Here is a 15674-nt window from a genome sequence, read left to right on the forward strand (position 1 = left end):
GGACAGCGCCGGCTCCTTTCACCCGCGGGGAGAAGTCCTTTTGCAACTTCCGACGCATGCGCTCGGGCACCGCGGTACAAGTCTGGGGTGACCATGCGAAGGGCAATACCGATGGGGAACGGTTCATGATCGCGGGCGGCTGTCTGTGCGGAGCCGTGCGCTACGAGCTACGAGGCGCGTCGACCAGTGTCACCTATTGCCACTGCTCGATGTGTCGACGATGGCACGGCCACCTGGGCGCCTACGCAGCAGTGGATCGCGCGGACTTCGTGCTCACCGAGCAGCGATGTCTGAAATGGTACGTCTCTTCACCGACCGTCCGTCGTGGCTTTTGTGCCGAGTGCGGCTCGAGCCTCTTCTTCGACCAGGCCGATCTCCCCAAGATTGCCTTCTGCGTCGGAACGCTGGACGAGCCGACGAACCTTCAATCGAAGGCCCATATCTTCGTCGCCAGCAAAGGCGACTACTACGCGGTCGCGGACGACGGCTTGCTACGATTCGACGATTCGCCTTGATCCGCGGGCTGCCCCGTTGCCGAGCTCACGACGCGCCCGCCGTGAATCACGAGCAGGCGCTGGGGATGAGCGGCGATTGCCTCGGGGACACTGCTTGCTGCGATCGCGACCAGATCGGCGCGGCAGCCTGGCTTCAAGCCGTAATCGGTGAGTCCGAGCGCGGCGGCCGCGGAGTCGGTGACGAGGGAAGATGCGTACTTCAGATCGTCGTCGGTCATCAGCTCGGCTTGGAGTCCGAGGATGGTCGCGCGTTCGAGCATGTCCCCGGTTCCGTACGGCCACCAGGCGTCTTGGATGTTGTCGGAGCCGGCGAAGACCCGGACGCCGTGTTCGCGTAGCACCCGTAGCGGCGGCATGGATCGGCTGGGGCCGTTCGTCATGATGGCGACGCCGGCTCCCGCGAGAGCGGCTGCCGTGCGATTGAGCTCGTCGTGGTCGATTTGTCCGAGCGCGTAGGCATGGCTGACGGTCACCTTGCCACCGAGCCCCAACGCCTTCGTCCGCTCGGCGATGGCCTGCAGTTGACGAGCGCCGAACTCGCCGCCGTCGTGAAGGTGGATGTCGATCCCAACGTTGTGCCAGTCGGCGAGTCCGAAGACGACATCGAGCTGACCGTCGACGTCACCGTCGAATCCGGCCGGGTCGAGTCCGCCGATCAGATCGGCCCCTTCCGAGAGCGCGGCATCGAGCAGATCGGCGACGCCCCGAGCGGTGACGACTCCGCTTTGCGGAAATGCGACCAGCTGAATACCGAGCCGACCACGAAGAGCCTCACGCACCTCGAGCAGCTCGTGCAGACCATCGAGCTTCGTTTCCGGATCGATGTCGACATGCGAGCGGATGTGACCCGTGCCGAGGGACACCATGCGGTGGGCGAGGGCGGTCGCTCGATCGGTGACCGATACGCCGATGCTCTTGCGCATGGCTCGCTCGTCCGCGATGCGCTCGCGAAGTGAGCCCGCCCGGCGGTGGGGCTGCCAAGTTACTCCGAAGAACGTCTTGTCGAGATGGCAATGACCGTCGACCAGGGCAGGGAGCAGCAAGGCGCCGTCGAGCGGAATCGTTTCCTCTTTTGCAGAATCACTCGTTTCGGTATTCGGTTGGTGATCGCAAATCGATTCGATACGCCCGTCGCGGAGCAGGATGTCTGCGCGGCGACCATCGGGCAGCGTTGCGTTCGTCAACCTCACGGCGGGGTCCTCCATCAGCGAGCCCCTGCGGCGACGAGCATCTTGGCAATCGCATCTTGCTTGCGCTCGCGGGCGTGCTGGAGCGGCGTGATGCCATTTCCGTCGGCCAGATTGACGTCGGCGCCGCCATCAATCAGAAGGCGCACGATCGCCTGGTGAGGTGGCCCGCCGTTGCTCAGCAGGATCGCCTCGAGCAAGCCGGTCCAGCCCAGCCGATTGACGTGGTTCGGCTCGACACCCGCTTGCAGCAAGGTCTTCACGACCTCCACGTGGCCGCGTTCGCAGGCAGGAATCAGCGCGGTGCCGCCGAAGCGGTTCGTGCTCTTCAGATCTGCGCCGTGACTCAAGGTCATGCGCAGGATTTCGAGACTCCCTTGGGCTCCAGACAGCAAGTAGGCGCTGTCGAGCATGCGGTTCTGGAGGTTGACGTTCGCTCCGGCCTCGATGAGGACGCGCGCAGCTTCGACCCGGTTGCTGGAGGTCGCCAGCAGCAGCGGCGTGTTACCCCCAGCGTCCTGCGCGTCGATCGGCGCTCCCTGGCGTAGCAGCTCGGAGACCGTGGTCGCGTCGCCCTTCTGCGCGGCTCGCAAGAGCGCCTCGGGCGTTGCGCCGTCGCCTGCCGTGCCGGCGTCCCCTGCAGTGCTGCCGTTCCCGGCTCCGGAGGAGCTCGCGCAGGCCATCGTGAAAAGCGTCATGACCATGACCCACCAAACGTTCGAGAGGACCATCGCTCGACCTCCTGACGAAGAACCTACGGCCCGATCAGTTCATCGTGAAACGAAATGGTAGAATGGTTACCAGTGGCAAATCGAATGGCTGGCGGCGCGGGGTACCCGTTCGCGCCTTCGCTCGAGCGCACCGGAATGATGGACCTCTCCCTGCTCCGAAGCTTCGTCGTCGTCGTCGAAACGGGGAACTTCACCCGAGCTGGCGAGCGCCTCCACCTCACCCAGTCGACCGTCAGTCAGCAGATCATTCGCCTCGAGCAGAGCTTGGGGTGCCAACTTCTGAACCGCGACCAGCGTCAGGTCTTGCCCACGGAAGAGGGCGAGCGCTTGCTTGGCTACGCGCAGCGACTCCTCCGCTTGGCCGACGAGGCGTCCGCTGCGCTGGGCCCCGCCGGTAGCGATGGGGTCGTGCGTCTTGGAGTACCGGAAGATCTGGGCGCTGATGCGCTCGTCCCATTGCTCGCGACCTTCGCCGCGGAGCGGCCACGCCTGCGCCTGGAGGTGGAGAGTGGTTTGAGCCACCACGTGCTCCGCTTGTACCGAAACGGCGAGCTCGATCTGCTCTTGGTCAAGCAGTGGGCCGCCGACGCCGATGCCCACGCCTGCTGGCCCGAGCCACTCTCCTGGATCGACAGCGCCGCGCAGCCGGTCACCAAGCGATCGGACAAGGCGAAGGAGCCGCTGCCGCTCGTCGCGTTCCCCATGGGAGCGCTGTATCGAGAGGAGATGATCCACGCCCTCGAGAGTTGCGGGCGTGCCTGGCGAATCAGCTACTCCAGTACGAGCCTCGCCAGCCTCTGCGCGGCCGTCGGCGCCGGCCTTGGCGTCAGCTTGCTTCCCGCGGGGAGCGTCCAGCCCGGCCATCGCGTGCTGGGCGAGGACGAGGGCTTCCCCGTCGTCGCCGGGTTGAAGCTCGTGCTCTACGCCCGCTCCGATCTCGGCGCCGCCGCCAGGAGCCTGCGCGACAAACTCTCCGAGCTGGCGGCCGAACGCGCCGCGTCCACGTCACGCAAACGAAGCGGCGGTGTCCGAGCTTCACGGACGAGACGCCCTCGTTCTCGACCCTCGGGGCTAGACGGGTGACTTCCCCTCCGCCAGGGCTGCGAGAACGGCGTCGGTGTCGAGCCCTGGCTCCTCGAGGAAGCGACCGGTGACACCCTGCTCGAACTGGGCCGCGCTGCGAGCTCCTACGAAGCGATCTCGCGACGACACCGGGCCACGGAAGACGGAGAATCCTGCGTCGCTCACGTCGAGCCACAAGAGTCCGTCGACGGTCGTGGTTCCGCCGACGCCGAGCTGCGTGTCGGAGATCTGCGCGAGCTGCGTCGCGTGCAGATTGCCGGTCACGATGAGTACGGTATGCAGGTCCGACGCGGTGAATACGAGCGGCCCCGCAACGTTCAACGACCCGTCGATGACGAAGACGCCATTGCCCTGAGCATAGGTCGCGAATCCCTTCTCGACGTGGACGTCGCCACGGTGAACGAGCACCTTCGGCTTCTTGCCGAAGAGATCGGTGACGCTCAGGTCGGCGCTGTCGAGAAACGCCTTGACCGTCGCTTGCACGCCGCCGTCCGCTCCTGTCCACGGGCAGAGGTCGTCAATCGAGGCTCCCATGTGGCGCCGATAGGAGAAACGGGCGCGAACGGACCTGTCGTGCGGGCCATAGAGGAGTGTGAGTGTGCAGCCATGCTCGTGATCGGCGCGGAAGACGATGCGATGTCCACTGCTGCTGACTTCGGCGAGATGGTGTCCGATCGCCTCGAGGTCCGACACGATCGCCGACAACCCGGCCTTCGGATCGGAGGCGCTTCGCATTCGAGCGAGAAGCTCTTGGTCGAGTTGCTCGGCGAGCTCGTTGGCGTCGGCGGCATTGTCGAAGGCCTCGTTGCTGTATCGCGCATCGATCGACATGCTCGATGGATACCGCCGATACCCAGCGCCGTCGAGTCTCGGTGTGGCGCAGAGCGGACATCCCTTGCACACCGCGAGTCATGCGGTGACGACGTGAATAGATCCGTGGTCGACGCGGGGTCGAACGTGTCGCCGTGAATCGCATGCTCGAGGTCTTCGAGCGCACGGCCGAGGGCCGGAGCAAGTGCGGCGGCACGCGGCGTCGGTACGATGCCTCGGCCACTCTTGATGACCAGCGGATCGTTTAGGGCGAGACGAAGCCGCGCGAGCGAGTTGCTAATCGCGGAGGGCGTCAGGTGGAGCCGTCGCGCCGCTCGCACGACGCTCCGCCCCTCGAGCACGGACTCGCACCACGAGCAGATTGAGATCGATTTGGGTCAAGCTCACGATCCGTGAGCATAGACCTCACGGATCATCACTGGTTGGGTTTGGTCGCCCGGACTACGTTTCTCGTGGTGAGGAATCACGGATGTATTCCCCATCGATGATATTTCGATGAAGCCACTGACCGTCATCAATTGCCTCCGGATCAAACCTGGAAAGATGGATGAGTTCATCGACGCACAACGGAGATTCGCCGCGTCTCTGCCGGACTACGGCCTCATCGGAGGTCGCATGTATCGAAGTCTCGACGGGGAATCGGCTGTCCTCGTCAGCGTCTTTCGGTCGAAGAGCGCGCAAGAGGAGATCCAGCAGCGCCCCGCCTTCAAAGAGCATTTGCAGACGCTGAGGGCGTTCGTGGAGTCGTCGAGCCCCTCTCTCTACGAGGAGGCGTACACGACGGGTGACTTCTCGGGAGTCGAATCCCAATGAATTGCCGGTCTTTCGTATCCATCGCCGCCATTGTCTGTTCGTCCGCCGCATGCGCATGCGCAGGTGCCGGACGGGCGAGCGAGCCGCTCGTTGCGCAGGAGTCCAGCGTGCCCCGCTCGACGAAGACTCACTCCCAGGCGCTCACGATTGATTGGCAATCGAACCCGAATACGGAGGTTCGCATCGACTCTTTCTCGGTGCCGGCAGAGTCTCGAGCCGAGTTCGAAGTGAAGCTGCACGAAAACATCGCGCTTTTGCAGAAGCAGCCGGGCTTCCAGGGGCACGCTGTCTTCGAGAAGACCAGCGGACCGACGACCTTCAACATCGTGACGGTCGCCGTCTGGCAGAGCCCGGAGGCGATGAAGAACGCCGGCGAGAAGGTTCGGGAACACTACCGAAGCACTGGCTTCGACATGCAGGCGACGATCGCGCGCTGGGGCGTCAGCGCTTCCGTCGGCAGCTATCACGCTCCGCCTTCGTTGCAGTGACGATTCGCCGATGACGTCGACGCGAGGAAAGGTGGTGACGGGCTTCGCGCTCGTCGCGTGTTCACTGACGAACGCATGCCACGAGGGGACGAACCGGAGCAGCGTCAGCCCAGCGAGCGCGATGGTGCAAACCTGGCGCGGCAAGTGGAACTACGTGCAGCCGAACGTGGAGGACGACACGAACGTCGGTCACCTCGAGTGCCCCGACGGATTTTCGCTCGCGCTCCCTCAGATCGGCTGGATGGATCTCACCCAAACGGACGGCCGTCTTTCCGCAACGACGGACCAAGGTTGTACGTGGACGTTCGCGCTGCAAAATGGTCGCGCAGAGCTGAGCCCGGCGTCGCAGACCTGCTTCAACCGTGTCATCGGATCGAGCTACACGCTGGCTCGGTGATCATCACGAAGGTCGCCGAGCATCGTATCCAGGCCGTCACCGCCGACGGCTGCTTCTGGACACTCTCGGTCAACGGAAACACTGCCGAGCTCTCGTCGGCGCCGCAGACGTGCAAGACGGGGACAACTTCGTTCTCGCGACAGGCAAGCTCTCGAAGCGCTCGCGAACGCGGTGAACGCCACGCGAGATCGTCAGCGTTCGGATTGCCCCGAGATTCCGTCGAGCTTCGCGATCATCGTTGCCGAGAGCTGCAGCTTCGCGGCCGCGAGGTTCTCTCGGAGGTGCTCGACCGACGACGTGCCAGGAATGGGGAGGATGTTCGGCGAGCGCTCGAGGAGCCACGCGAGCGCGACCTGCATCGGCGTCGCGTTCAACTCGACGGCGACCTCGTTCAGCACCGATGACTGCACCGGTGAGAAGCCACCCAGTGGAAAGAATGGCACATAGGCCACGCCGTCCTTTGCCAGCTCGGCGAGCAGCGGGTCATCCGTGCGATTGGCCACGTTGTACAGGTTTTGTACGCACACGATCTCCGTCATGGCCCGTGCTTCTTCGTATTGCGAGAAGGTGACGTTGCTGAGACCGACGTGGCGGACAAGACCCTGGCGTTTGAGATCGAGCAAGGCGGCGAGCCGCTCCGCGATCGAATCCTCGTTTGGGCCCTGCGAGGTGCCGCACCGAAGGTTCACGATCTCGAGGGCGTCGAGACCGAGATTCTTCAGGTTGTCGTGGACCGAGGAGGTCAGATCGCTCGCCGAGTAGGCAGGATGCCAGGACTTGTCGTCGCCGCGACGAAAGCCGACCTTCGTGATCACGACGAGACCGTCGGGGTAGGGATGCAGGGCTTTCTTGATGATCTGGTTGGTGACGTGTGGACCGTAGATGTCGCTCGTGTCGATATGATTGACGCCTGAGGTGACCGCCTCGCGCAGGACGGCGATCGCCGCATCGACGTCGCGCGGTGGACCGAAGACCCCCGGGCCGGCGAGCTGCATTGCGCCGTAGCCGAGGCGGTTGACCTTGATGGAGGTGCCGGGAAACGTGAACTCGCCGCCGAGCGGCATCGTTCGTGTGCTGGACATGGCCTGAACGTACGGCACGGCGAGAATCGAACCAGTGAATAGTATAGATAGGACTCATGAACCTGGTTCATACGAGGAACCTCGACCTCAATTTGGTCCCCGTGCTCATTGCGGTGGCCGACACCGGCTCGGTCACCGAGGCCGCCAAGCGTCTTTACCTCACGCAATCAGCGACCAGCGCAGCGCTCGGTCGCCTGAAGTCGGCCATCGGCGAAGCGATTGTGGTCCGTCATGGTCGTGGTGTCGCGCTCACGGAGCGTGGCGCACGCCTGGTCGCCGAAGCTCGCCCGCTCCTCGATGCTCTCCTGCAGACCGCGCTCCAGCCCGCGCGTTTCGACGCCAAGACGTCGGAACGTACGATCCGGATTGGAGTCGCTGACATCGTCGACGAGTGGCTCCTCCCTCGGCTGCTCCGCTTTCTCGAGACCGAAGCACCGCGCATGCGCGTCGTGTCGAGCACGGTCCAGTTTCGTACGGTGGGCGAAGCCCTCTCCACCCGCCGCATCGACATCGCCGTCACCAAAGCCGGCGAGCTTCCCGCGTCAATCGTGCGTCGTCCGCTCCTGCGTACGCATTTCGTCTGCGTCTTCGACCCACGCTTCGTCCGCCTGGGCACGCGGCCGACCGAGCGAACCTACCTCGCGCAAGACCACATCATCGTCTCGTACAACGGCGACCTTCGCGGCATCGTCGAGGATACGTTCGGCCGCGAACGTCGTGTGCGCTGCTCGGTGGCGAGCTTCGCCAGCATCGGCGCCATCGTCGACGGAAGTCGCCTCGTCGCGACCATTCCGAACACCGTGGCCTCACAGATCCTCACGGTCCGACCACACCTCCGAATCGCGAAGTTCCCATTCGCTCGTCGCGATAGCTCGGTCGACCTCCTCTGGCCGACCGCCCTCGACGTCGACCCCGCATGCCGCTTCGTGCGCGACGCGATCGTCGGCCTGGCCAGCGAGGTGCAAGCGCGTCGTCCGCTCTAACGAAGGGCAATGCCGGTCCCTTCGCGGAGGCCTTCGGCGCTGGGCCCCTGGGCTTGCTGTCGTCGTTGCCATTCGCATTTCTTTCGGTCGATCGCGAGGAGGGTGCCTACCCTCGTTGCTTCGGACGTTCGCTGGGAGAAGTCGGCCGGTCCAGAGAACGGCGTGCTCCCATCGCCTCGGAGCGAGGGACCCTTACGAAGACTGCGGATCCGCGCTTCGACATGGGCGCGACCGAACACACGCTCGGCAGCGTCACGGTTGTGCGCTCGGCAAAGGACGCGGAGGTTATCGGCCTCGCCGCTGCCGCCCAGCGCCCGGGGCGTCACGTGGTCGATTTCGAGAAACGAGCGCGCTGGACACCGTTCGCCGTTCTCGCCGACGAACGAACATTGCATGCCGTCACGCTCGAACGCTTCCCGGCGACCGGCGGGTCATCCGAGCGATTGGCCACGTTGTACTGATCTTGATGACCGCGGTTCGGCGCTATCGGTCGTCGCTGCTCATCTTGGTCTACACGGCGGGGGCGAAGCGTCGTACCGAGCGGCGCGGAGGCACGATGAAGCGCTCGAACTCAAGAGCGATGAACCGATCACTGCATCGTGCGGTATTGTGAATTCAGTTTTCTGGAAGCAGGGCATTTGCCGCTTGCGAATGTATGTTCTGTGATTAGGTTTTCAGGCTCCGAGCTCGCCGGGGCGAGGGGACGAGGGAGGGGCCTATGAGCGAACGGGATCAGGTCGAGGGCCAGCCGCTCTCCGGGCAGGCGTGGCGTCAGACCGTGGGCGAATGGCTGTGCGGAGAGGTTCGCGGTGGAGGAGAGCCGACGGTCGACGAGGCGAGAGGCTGCGTCCGTACGGATGTGGCGCCGAGACTGCTCGCAAACCTGTCGAATGAAGAGATTCTCCTCGATCTGAAGTCGTTCGTCGGCGCGGAGCGGCAGACCCTCGCGAGGGTGATCGTCTATCTCGTCGAGATCGAAGAGCGCCGGATCCATCTCGAGCTCGGATGTTCGTCGATGTTCGACCTTTGCACACGCAGGCTCGGCTTCAGCGAGGGAGAAGCCTTTCGGCGGCTCACGGCGGCGCGTCTCGTTCGACGTTTCCCAGTGCTGCTACATGCCATTGCCTCGGGACGAATCCATCTCTCGAGTCTCGTGCTTCTGCGTGACCTTTTGACGGAAGCGAATGTCGACGAGCTCATCGCCTCCGCGAGCGGTAAGACGAAACGAGAGGTCGAGGAGCTCGTGGCGCGAATGGCGCCGAAGCCCGACGTCCGAGCGTCGATTCGGAAACTGCCGGAGCGCCGGCCGTCTTCCTCGGCCGCCTCGTCTCGAGAAGTGTTCACGACGGCTTCCCACACGCCAAGCCGCGTGCCGCCACCGCAGCTAACGGCCATCGCGGAGCGGCGCTACAAAGTACAACTCACGGCTGACGAGGTTCTTCGCGACAAGCTGGAGCTCGCGCGCGCTCTCATGAGTCACCAGAATCCGAGCGGGGATCTCGGGGTCATCGTCGAGCGAGCCGTCGACCTGCTCATCGAGAAACTCTCGAAACAGAAACTGGGGACGACCTCGCGAGCGCGCCTTCGCAAGCCGTCGGCTAAGCACGGATATGTGACGCGTGCGGCCCGGCGGGAAGCCTTCGAGCGTGACGGTATGCAATGTTCGTTCGTCGGCGAAGACGGCAAACGGTGTCCGGCGCGCTCGTTTCTCGAACTCGACCACGTGACGCCACGGGCGCTCGGCGGCAGCGGGGAGGCCGAGAACCTCCGCGTCCTATGCCGAGCGCACAACCGTGACGCTGCCGAGCGCGTGTTCGGTCGCGCACACTTCGAAGCCCGGATCCGGACGTCCCGAGAGCGCTCTTCGCGAAGGGCAGATCGCAGCGCACCGTCCGCCGGACCGGCGGACTTCTCCCGGCGAAAGTTCGAAGCAACCACCACCACGGCGTCGCCGTCACCCATCGGGGGCCTCGCTCTCGAGGCGAGCCACGTCGCGCCTGAGCAGACGCGAGACGACGACGCGCGGAAGCACGTGCGCGCCGCGCTGCTGACGCTGGGCTTCCGTGGCGCCGAAGCCGACCGCGCCCTCTTCGTGATCGACCGCAAGGAGTGCGATGAGCCGTGGCGACGCCCGATGGAGACACTCGTTCGTGAAGCCCTCGGCATCCTCACATGAGTCGTTCATGAGAACGTCGCTGACTTGCGCTCGCCGCCTTGGCGCCGTCAAAAGCGGTCTCGTGCGAATCGAGAGTCGAGCCGCCACGCGCAACGTCGACTCGGGAGGGCCGGGGGCAAGGCAACGATGCACGCGATGAGTCCGCAGGGCGCCGATGCTCTACTCTTTATCCTCTCGAATCTTCCGCCCTTGCGCCCTTCCTGTGAGATTCCCTCTCATCTGCCGTCCAACGACGCTCGTTATCAGAGCACTTTCAGGTGCGTGCGGGCTGGGCCGCGCCCACGCAGTGATCGTAGATCTGCTGGGCGAGCTTCTTTACGAGTGGGCTGCCGTCGCTTTTGACGAGGAGGGAGAGGCCCGGCAGGAGCTGGACGACGTCCCACTTCACGCTCGCATAGCTTGGTGGCGTCTCCGGTTCGGCGAACGTCGTTGCGACCGTTCTAGCCATCGCCGGTCGTTCGACACCAAGTGCCGTCGCGGCGGGGCCGCTCGTGAGTTTTGCGAGTGCGTAGCTCTCGATCTCCTCCGCGGCCATGTGTGCGAGGCGTGTCTTGATGGCATCGAGCGAGAGGTGCTCGTCGCGCTGCATGTGCCGAATCGAGAGCGCTCGAAGCAGTGCGGGGCGCTGGTAGCGCGTCGCCGTGCCGTAGAACGTCGGGCTCGGAAGAAGTCCCTTCTGCAGGTAGTAGCGAATCGTCCGCGGCGTGACGCCGACCAGCGTTGCCAGCTCGGAGATGAGCCAACCCTCTTGAGGCGGTGGGCCGCGGCGGCGCCGGCGTCGAAAGTCGGGACGGCGATATCGACGAACCATCCGCGAAGAGTAGCCAAGCAGCTGCTCTCGGGCGAGGCCGTCGAGACAGTGACTGGCTTGGCAGTGGCTCCGTCTTGCCCGTCGGTGCGGCTTTGATGCAGGTCACCTGCCTCCGTCACGACAGCAATGCGCGATAACTGTCGAGTCGCTGCCTTCGTCCCGTCAGTGATCCGGCAAGAATGGCAAGTGGAGGCATCCGTCCATACACGGATGTGATGACGGAAGCAGCCCACCTGCTCCCGTCATGACATCACTGCGTCGACGGAGGCAGGTGACCTGCTCCCGTCCAAACAGCGCTGCGCGGACGGAGGCAGGTGACCTGCTCCCGTCCAAACAGCGATGAGCCGTGGAGGGCAGGTATCCTGCTCTCGTCGAAATAGTGACGAGCTCCGCAGGGCAAAGCCACTGCTCTCGTCGAAACAGTGACGCACTTTGGAGATCTTGTTCGCCTACGCCCTGAGGAGCGAGCACGCGGGAGGCTAGCCAAGCACCGCGGACGTCCGATCACAGCGACGTTCCATCCCAGTCGGGAGTGCTCCCGAGCTCGACTGTCGCGTCAGGCTGATGCCTTGCATCTTCTCGAGGGCAGTGAAGAAGATGCCGCATGCATCGATGAAGCTCGCGTCGATTGGGGGTTGTCTTCTCATGTGGTCAGGGGCGGCCCGCGCGGCGACACCCCGGAGCTGTCACGGTTCTTTCGACCCGTTCAACGAGTTGACGTGGGACCCACGTACTCCGGACGTGGACGACCTGTTGACGGTCAACGACGCTACCCAGGTCGGCCGTCTGGAACTGAATCTACAACACGGTACCGCGTCGACCTGCTCATCGCCGAAGACTGCTCCTCCGGTGGTGGACGTCTCGACACCGTTCCCTTACCGAGCGCATACGTTCAAGAACCGGTCGACGTCAGCGGCGTGCGTTGGGGTCGTCGTATTCTCCCAGAATGACGTAGGTCCTCACGGTCGCGTTCCGCCGCATCACAGCACCGCGTACCTCGGCTCGTTCGAGCCAACCGACGTCCAGAAAAACTATCTCGGTGATGACGGCCATGGCGGCGGTACGTATTCCACCCCACTCCCGTACTCGTTCATGGTGCCCCCGCTCGCAGACTTCGTCGTGGTCGTGAGCTCGGACTGGAGCATTCCACAAATGCTCGACCCCACGCGATTTGGCTATCGTCCCTTCGACTCGGCAGTTCACTACCTTCTTTACGTCGGCGGGTGTGGGGAACTCGTGGCAACGGGCCCAACGCCTGCATCGGGGCCGACGTCGGGCGAGACGAGCATCACGGTCAAAGGTCCGGGCTTCGAGGGGACGTCACCAGCGAACGTCACCAGCGGCGAGCCGAATGCGGATCGTGGTAGCGCCGCGATCACCGCGGCCGCGTCTGAGAGGGACAGCACGGACGGGGCACCCGTATCGAGCTCGGCAGCGGCAGGTTGCGAAGTGACCAACGGCACGTCCACGTCGATGACGCCGTTCGTGCTCACTCTTGGCGCTCTTGCGACCCTTCGCCGAAGGCGAAGCGTCCAAGCCCAGATTCAGAAGTGACCCGAGGCGACCTCGATCACGCCCTCGATTTGCGCCTCGCGCTCGTCGAGCGTTGTCGGGTGCTCCACGCGCTCGTAGAGCACCCGCCACGCGCGCGGGCGCGAATCTTCGCCGATGTCGACGTCGACGATGGCAGGTTCTCCTCGCGCGAACGGTCGATCGTCGGACGCGTTGACCGACGCGGGGCTCTCGGCGCGCTTCGTCTTCCGCCCGAGGAAGGCCTCGACGGTGCGTCCCTCGAGCTCGACGACGAGGCGCAGACGCCGGAAGAGATCGCCCGTCGGGAAGGCGTGTCCCACGCGCTCCGGCGTGAACGTGAACGTCACGCGGCGTTCGATGTGGGTCGCGGTCACGCGCGCTGCGCTTCGCACGAAGGTCGCATCACGTGAAGCATCGAAGCGATGGCTCGCGTGCGCGCGCCCACTCTTCGAGACGCGGGGCATGTGGCACGCGCTGCAGGTGACGTCGGCCGCGCGCGATGCTCGGTGCTCGGTGGCGGTGAGCTGAAGCTTCTCGGAGCTCTGCGGGAACGTGAATTCGTGGCAGGAAGCACACTCGGCCGTTCGTGTCGTCTCGGCCGCTTTGCCCGCGTGGGCGTCACCGACGGCGCCATGCGAAGACGCCATCGTGTGACACGTGACGCACGCCACGCCGAGCGCGTGCCTGGGGCTCGGTCCTGGATCCTCGGCGTTCGCCTCGGGCGCGTGGCAGGCCGTGCAGAAAGCCATCGGCTCGAGCGCGAACGCGCGTTGATACACGGGATCGGCGTGGGCCTGATGGTGGAGCGAGGCACGCCATTCCTCGGCGATCTCCAGGTGGCACCCTTCGCACGCGACGTTTCGCGCGACCACGTCGGCACTCTGTGGTGGCGGGTCGGCCGACGTCGCTCGCCCGACGACGACCGGGCGCCCGGAGCACGCCGCGAGCGTCATGAGCGCGCCGGTGAACCCGACCATCACCACGACGAGCCGACATGCGGAGAGCGTTGGCAAGAACAACACGAGGACCTTACGCTCTCTCCATGCGCATCGCACCGTCCAACGGGCTCACGCGGCTTGCCCTTGTCTTCACGCTTTCGACCTTGTCCACGCTTGCTTGTCGGACGGCCGTCGTCGACGAGCCACCGAAGGCCGCGGCGGTCGAGAAAGGACCGCCCGCACCGAGCGCCCACGTGACGGGCGAGCTGGCGATCGGCGATGCGCCTGCTCCGGCGACGAGCATCGATGCGGGGCCATCGAAGTGGGGGCGGCGCCCCGATGCGACGCCCCTCGTGATCGGCGCCCCATGTCCCACGGCCGAGGCCGCTCCGTCCCAGCGCCCGTCGCCCGCGCCTGCGGTGAGCCCGTGCGGGACGAAGGCTCGGGTCTCGGTCGTCACCGACCCAACCACCGTTTCGCTCGCGCGAAGCGCGCCGTGCAAGCTCATCCCCGTGGGCAAGGGCGGGAAAGAGACGTCGGGCACGAACATCGTGAGCGCCTGCGTGAGCGACGGGAAGCTCTATGTCCAGAGCGCCTGTGTGGTGTGTCGCATGATCGACGCGGGATGGAGCGCGATTGCGCTCATCGGCGAGATGACGCGCGAGCAGGCGCTCGCCTACCAGCAGAGTCTCGGCCTGCCCGCCAAGGATCCGCTCATCACCCAGGAAGGCTGGACGAAGGCCCTCGCGGACGCGCGCGCGTGACGCTCTGACCAAGCTCGACCGACGCCTCCGGACTTTTCGAGGTGTCCGGTCGAAGGCTGTCACGTTCGGGCCCCCCTCACTCGTCTTTGGGGCGACGAGCGATGGAGGTGTGGCATGAGTGAGCGAATCGTGATTCTGGGCGCTGGCTACGCAGGGATGCTCGCGGCGCTTCGTGCGTCGCGGCGGGCGCGGGGCCGCGCGGAGATGGTGCTGGTCAACGCGGACGACCATTTCGTCGAGCGCATTCGCCTCCATCAGCACGCGATGGGGGAGTCGCTTCGACGCTGGTCGATCGCGTCTCTCCTCGCCGGAACCGGCGTTCGCTTCGAGCATGCGCGCGTTCAACGAATCGATCCGGAGCGCCGCATCGTCGCGCTGGAGGGGGGCGCCCTCCCGTACGATCGCCTGGTCCTCGCTCTCGGAAGCCGGACGGAGGTCGAGCGCACGCCGGGCGTTCGCGAGCACGCGTTCACACTCGACGCCAACGAGGTGCACACGCGCGGCGCCACGGCTCTCGCGAAAGCGATCTCCCAGCTCGCAGTCACCGCGGGCGGAGAGCGTCCGCACGTCGTCGTGTGCGGCGGCGGCTTGTGCGGAGTGGAGGTCGTGACGGAGCTCGTCGAGCGCTTCCCGACGATCCGCGCGTCGCTCGTGACTGCGAGCGGTGTCGGCACCGGGATGTCACCAAAGGGGGCAAGGTACGTGCGCGCTGCCCTTGCCCGGCGAGGGATCGACGTCCTCGAGAACATCCCCGTACGCAGCGTGCACGACCGCGTGCTCGAGATGGGGAACGGCAGTCGGGTCGGCTTCGACGTGTGCGTGTGGACAGGAGGGTTCGTCGTCCCGCCCTTGGCGCGTGACGCTGGCCTCTCCGTCAACGAGCGCGGGCAGGTCTTCGTCGACGCGTGCCTCCGCTCCGTCTCGCATCCTCGCATTTATGCGGCGGGGGACATGGCTATGCAATCGGACCCGCCTGGCGCCCCGCTGTACATGTCCTGCAAGGCCGCCTGTCCGATGGGGCTCCGCGTTGGCGACAACGTCGCCGCCGCCGCGCTCGGTCGCGAGGAGCGCCCGTTCGCCTTCATCTCGAGCGGGCTGCCCATCAGTCTCGGCCGCGCGGACGGCGTCCTCGACACGCGCCGGAACGACGGGACCCTACGGAACCTGCCCGTCACGGGACGCCTCGGGGCGTGGGTGAAGGAGGCCATCACCGGCTCGGTGATCACGCTGTTTCAGGCGGAGCGATGGTTCTCCGGTCTGGGCTCGGCGCGGCCGGTGGACTCCTCTCGCGCGCTCCCCACGCGAACGCCGAAGCAGCTGAGCGCGTAGAATCGGAGGCGAA

At 65.3% G+C, this 15674-nt stretch carries 17 protein-coding genes and 2 pseudogenes; 11 read left to right on the top strand and 8 right to left on the bottom strand.

The window, feature by feature from the left end:
• Positions 1-56 precede the first annotated feature (56 nt).
• The gene (locus tag AKJ09_RS22790; protein ID WP_240488558.1) at positions 57-515 is read left to right on the top strand and encodes a GFA family protein; all 459 of its coding nucleotides are present in this window, start codon (positions 57-59) and stop codon (positions 513-515) included.
• Here AKJ09_RS22790 and AKJ09_RS22795 read toward each other — a convergent pair.
• Together AKJ09_RS22795 and AKJ09_RS22800 are read right to left on the bottom strand one after the other, a co-directional pair.
• Positions 467-1720: an amidohydrolase family protein gene (locus AKJ09_RS22795; RefSeq protein WP_146649321.1), complete on the bottom strand. Its 1254-nt coding sequence runs from the start codon at positions 1718-1720 to the stop codon at positions 467-469. The genes AKJ09_RS22790 and AKJ09_RS22795 overlap by 49 nt on opposite strands.
• The gene (locus AKJ09_RS22800) at positions 1720-2433 is read right to left on the bottom strand and encodes an ankyrin repeat domain-containing protein (protein ID WP_240488560.1); all 714 of its coding nucleotides are present in this window, start codon (positions 2431-2433) and stop codon (positions 1720-1722) included. Before AKJ09_RS22800 ends, AKJ09_RS22795 begins: the two co-directional genes overlap by 1 nt.
• 135 nt (positions 2434-2568) lie before the next feature.
• On the opposite strand from AKJ09_RS22800, the pseudogene AKJ09_RS22805 reads away from it, so the two are divergent.
• A pseudogene (locus tag AKJ09_RS22805) lies at positions 2569-3450 on the top strand (LysR substrate-binding domain-containing protein); the annotation flags it as partial.
• Between the two features lie 54 nt (positions 3451-3504).
• On the opposite strand, the gene AKJ09_RS54960 reads toward AKJ09_RS22805, so the two are convergent.
• A complete protein-coding gene (locus tag AKJ09_RS54960; protein WP_240489011.1) occupies positions 3505-4347 on the bottom strand; it encodes a hypothetical protein in 843 nt (280 codons plus the stop codon).
• Between the two features lie 251 nt (positions 4348-4598).
• Positions 4599-4688 (bottom strand): annotated as a pseudogene (locus AKJ09_RS56210) (LysR family transcriptional regulator); the annotation flags it as partial.
• A gap of 154 nt (positions 4689-4842) precedes the next feature.
• On the opposite strand from AKJ09_RS56210, the gene AKJ09_RS22820 reads away from it, so the two are divergent.
• Genes AKJ09_RS22820 through AKJ09_RS22830 form a run of 3 tightly spaced genes read left to right on the top strand, consistent with a single transcriptional unit; the run spans position 4843 to position 6045 of the window.
• Positions 4843-5160, top strand: a complete 318-nt coding sequence (locus tag AKJ09_RS22820) for an antibiotic biosynthesis monooxygenase family protein (protein ID WP_146649323.1) — start codon at positions 4843-4845, stop codon at positions 5158-5160.
• Entirely contained in the window at positions 5157-5648 is a 492-nt protein-coding gene (locus AKJ09_RS22825) for an antibiotic biosynthesis monooxygenase family protein (protein WP_146649324.1), read from the top strand. The genes AKJ09_RS22820 and AKJ09_RS22825 overlap by 4 nt, the downstream gene beginning before the upstream one ends.
• Positions 5649-5658: 10 nt before the next feature.
• On the top strand, positions 5659-6045 hold the full coding sequence (locus tag AKJ09_RS22830) for a hypothetical protein (RefSeq protein ID WP_146649325.1): 387 nt from the start codon (positions 5659-5661) through the stop codon (positions 6043-6045).
• 191 nt (positions 6046-6236) lie between these two features.
• Here AKJ09_RS22830 and AKJ09_RS22835 read toward each other — a convergent pair whose 3' ends face one another.
• Positions 6237-7127 carry an oxidoreductase gene (locus tag AKJ09_RS22835; protein ID WP_275936641.1) on the bottom strand — a complete coding sequence of 297 codons (891 nt, stop codon included), beginning with the start codon at positions 7125-7127 and terminating at the stop codon, positions 6237-6239.
• A 56-nt stretch (positions 7128-7183) separates the two neighbouring features.
• On the opposite strand from AKJ09_RS22835, the gene AKJ09_RS22840 reads away from it, so the two are divergent.
• Positions 7184-8110 (top strand): LysR substrate-binding domain-containing protein, encoded by a 927-nt coding sequence (locus tag AKJ09_RS22840; RefSeq protein ID WP_146649326.1) that lies wholly within the window; start codon positions 7184-7186, stop codon positions 8108-8110.
• Here the strand turns inward: AKJ09_RS22840 and AKJ09_RS56215 are convergent.
• Complete coding sequence (locus AKJ09_RS56215) at positions 8107-8436, bottom strand: hypothetical protein (protein WP_420814282.1); 330 nt, start codon at positions 8434-8436, stop codon at positions 8107-8109. The genes AKJ09_RS22840 and AKJ09_RS56215 overlap by 4 nt on opposite strands.
• Between AKJ09_RS56215 and AKJ09_RS54970 the strand changes: the two genes are divergently transcribed.
• Positions 8332-8571 (top strand): hypothetical protein, encoded by a 240-nt coding sequence (locus AKJ09_RS54970; RefSeq protein WP_240488562.1) that lies wholly within the window; start codon positions 8332-8334, stop codon positions 8569-8571. The two genes, AKJ09_RS56215 and AKJ09_RS54970, sit on opposite strands and share 105 nt — an antisense overlap.
• 257 nt (positions 8572-8828) lie before the next feature.
• Positions 8829-10286, top strand: a complete 1458-nt coding sequence (locus AKJ09_RS22850; RefSeq protein WP_146649328.1) for an HNH endonuclease signature motif containing protein — start codon at positions 8829-8831, stop codon at positions 10284-10286.
• Between the two features lie 253 nt (positions 10287-10539).
• Here AKJ09_RS22850 and AKJ09_RS22855 read toward each other — a convergent pair whose 3' ends face one another.
• Positions 10540-11097, bottom strand: coding sequence for a helix-turn-helix domain-containing protein (locus AKJ09_RS22855; RefSeq protein ID WP_146649329.1), 558 nt, complete (start codon positions 11095-11097; stop codon positions 10540-10542).
• Positions 11098-11949: 852 nt separating this feature from the next.
• On the opposite strand from AKJ09_RS22855, the gene AKJ09_RS22860 reads away from it, so the two are divergent.
• Positions 11950-12651 (top strand): MYXO-CTERM sorting domain-containing protein, encoded by a 702-nt coding sequence (locus tag AKJ09_RS22860; protein WP_169927769.1) that lies wholly within the window; start codon positions 11950-11952, stop codon positions 12649-12651.
• Here the strand turns inward: AKJ09_RS22860 and AKJ09_RS22865 are convergent.
• Complete coding sequence (locus AKJ09_RS22865; RefSeq protein WP_205633781.1) at positions 12642-13649, bottom strand: multiheme c-type cytochrome; 1008 nt, start codon at positions 13647-13649, stop codon at positions 12642-12644. The genes AKJ09_RS22860 and AKJ09_RS22865 overlap by 10 nt on opposite strands.
• A gap of 23 nt (positions 13650-13672) precedes the next feature.
• On the opposite strand from AKJ09_RS22865, the gene AKJ09_RS22870 reads away from it, so the two are divergent.
• Both AKJ09_RS22870 and AKJ09_RS22875 read left to right on the top strand, forming a co-directional pair.
• Positions 13673-14332: a hypothetical protein gene (locus AKJ09_RS22870; protein WP_146649332.1), complete on the top strand. Its 660-nt coding sequence runs from the start codon at positions 13673-13675 to the stop codon at positions 14330-14332.
• 114 nt (positions 14333-14446) lie between these two features.
• Positions 14447-15661, top strand: a complete 1215-nt coding sequence (locus AKJ09_RS22875; protein ID WP_146649333.1) for an NAD(P)/FAD-dependent oxidoreductase — start codon at positions 14447-14449, stop codon at positions 15659-15661.
• Positions 15662-15674: the final 13 nt, after the last annotated feature.

The organism is Labilithrix luteola, from assembly GCF_001263205.1.
Taxonomy (GTDB): Bacteria; Myxococcota_A; Polyangia; order Polyangiales; family Polyangiaceae; genus Labilithrix; species Labilithrix luteola.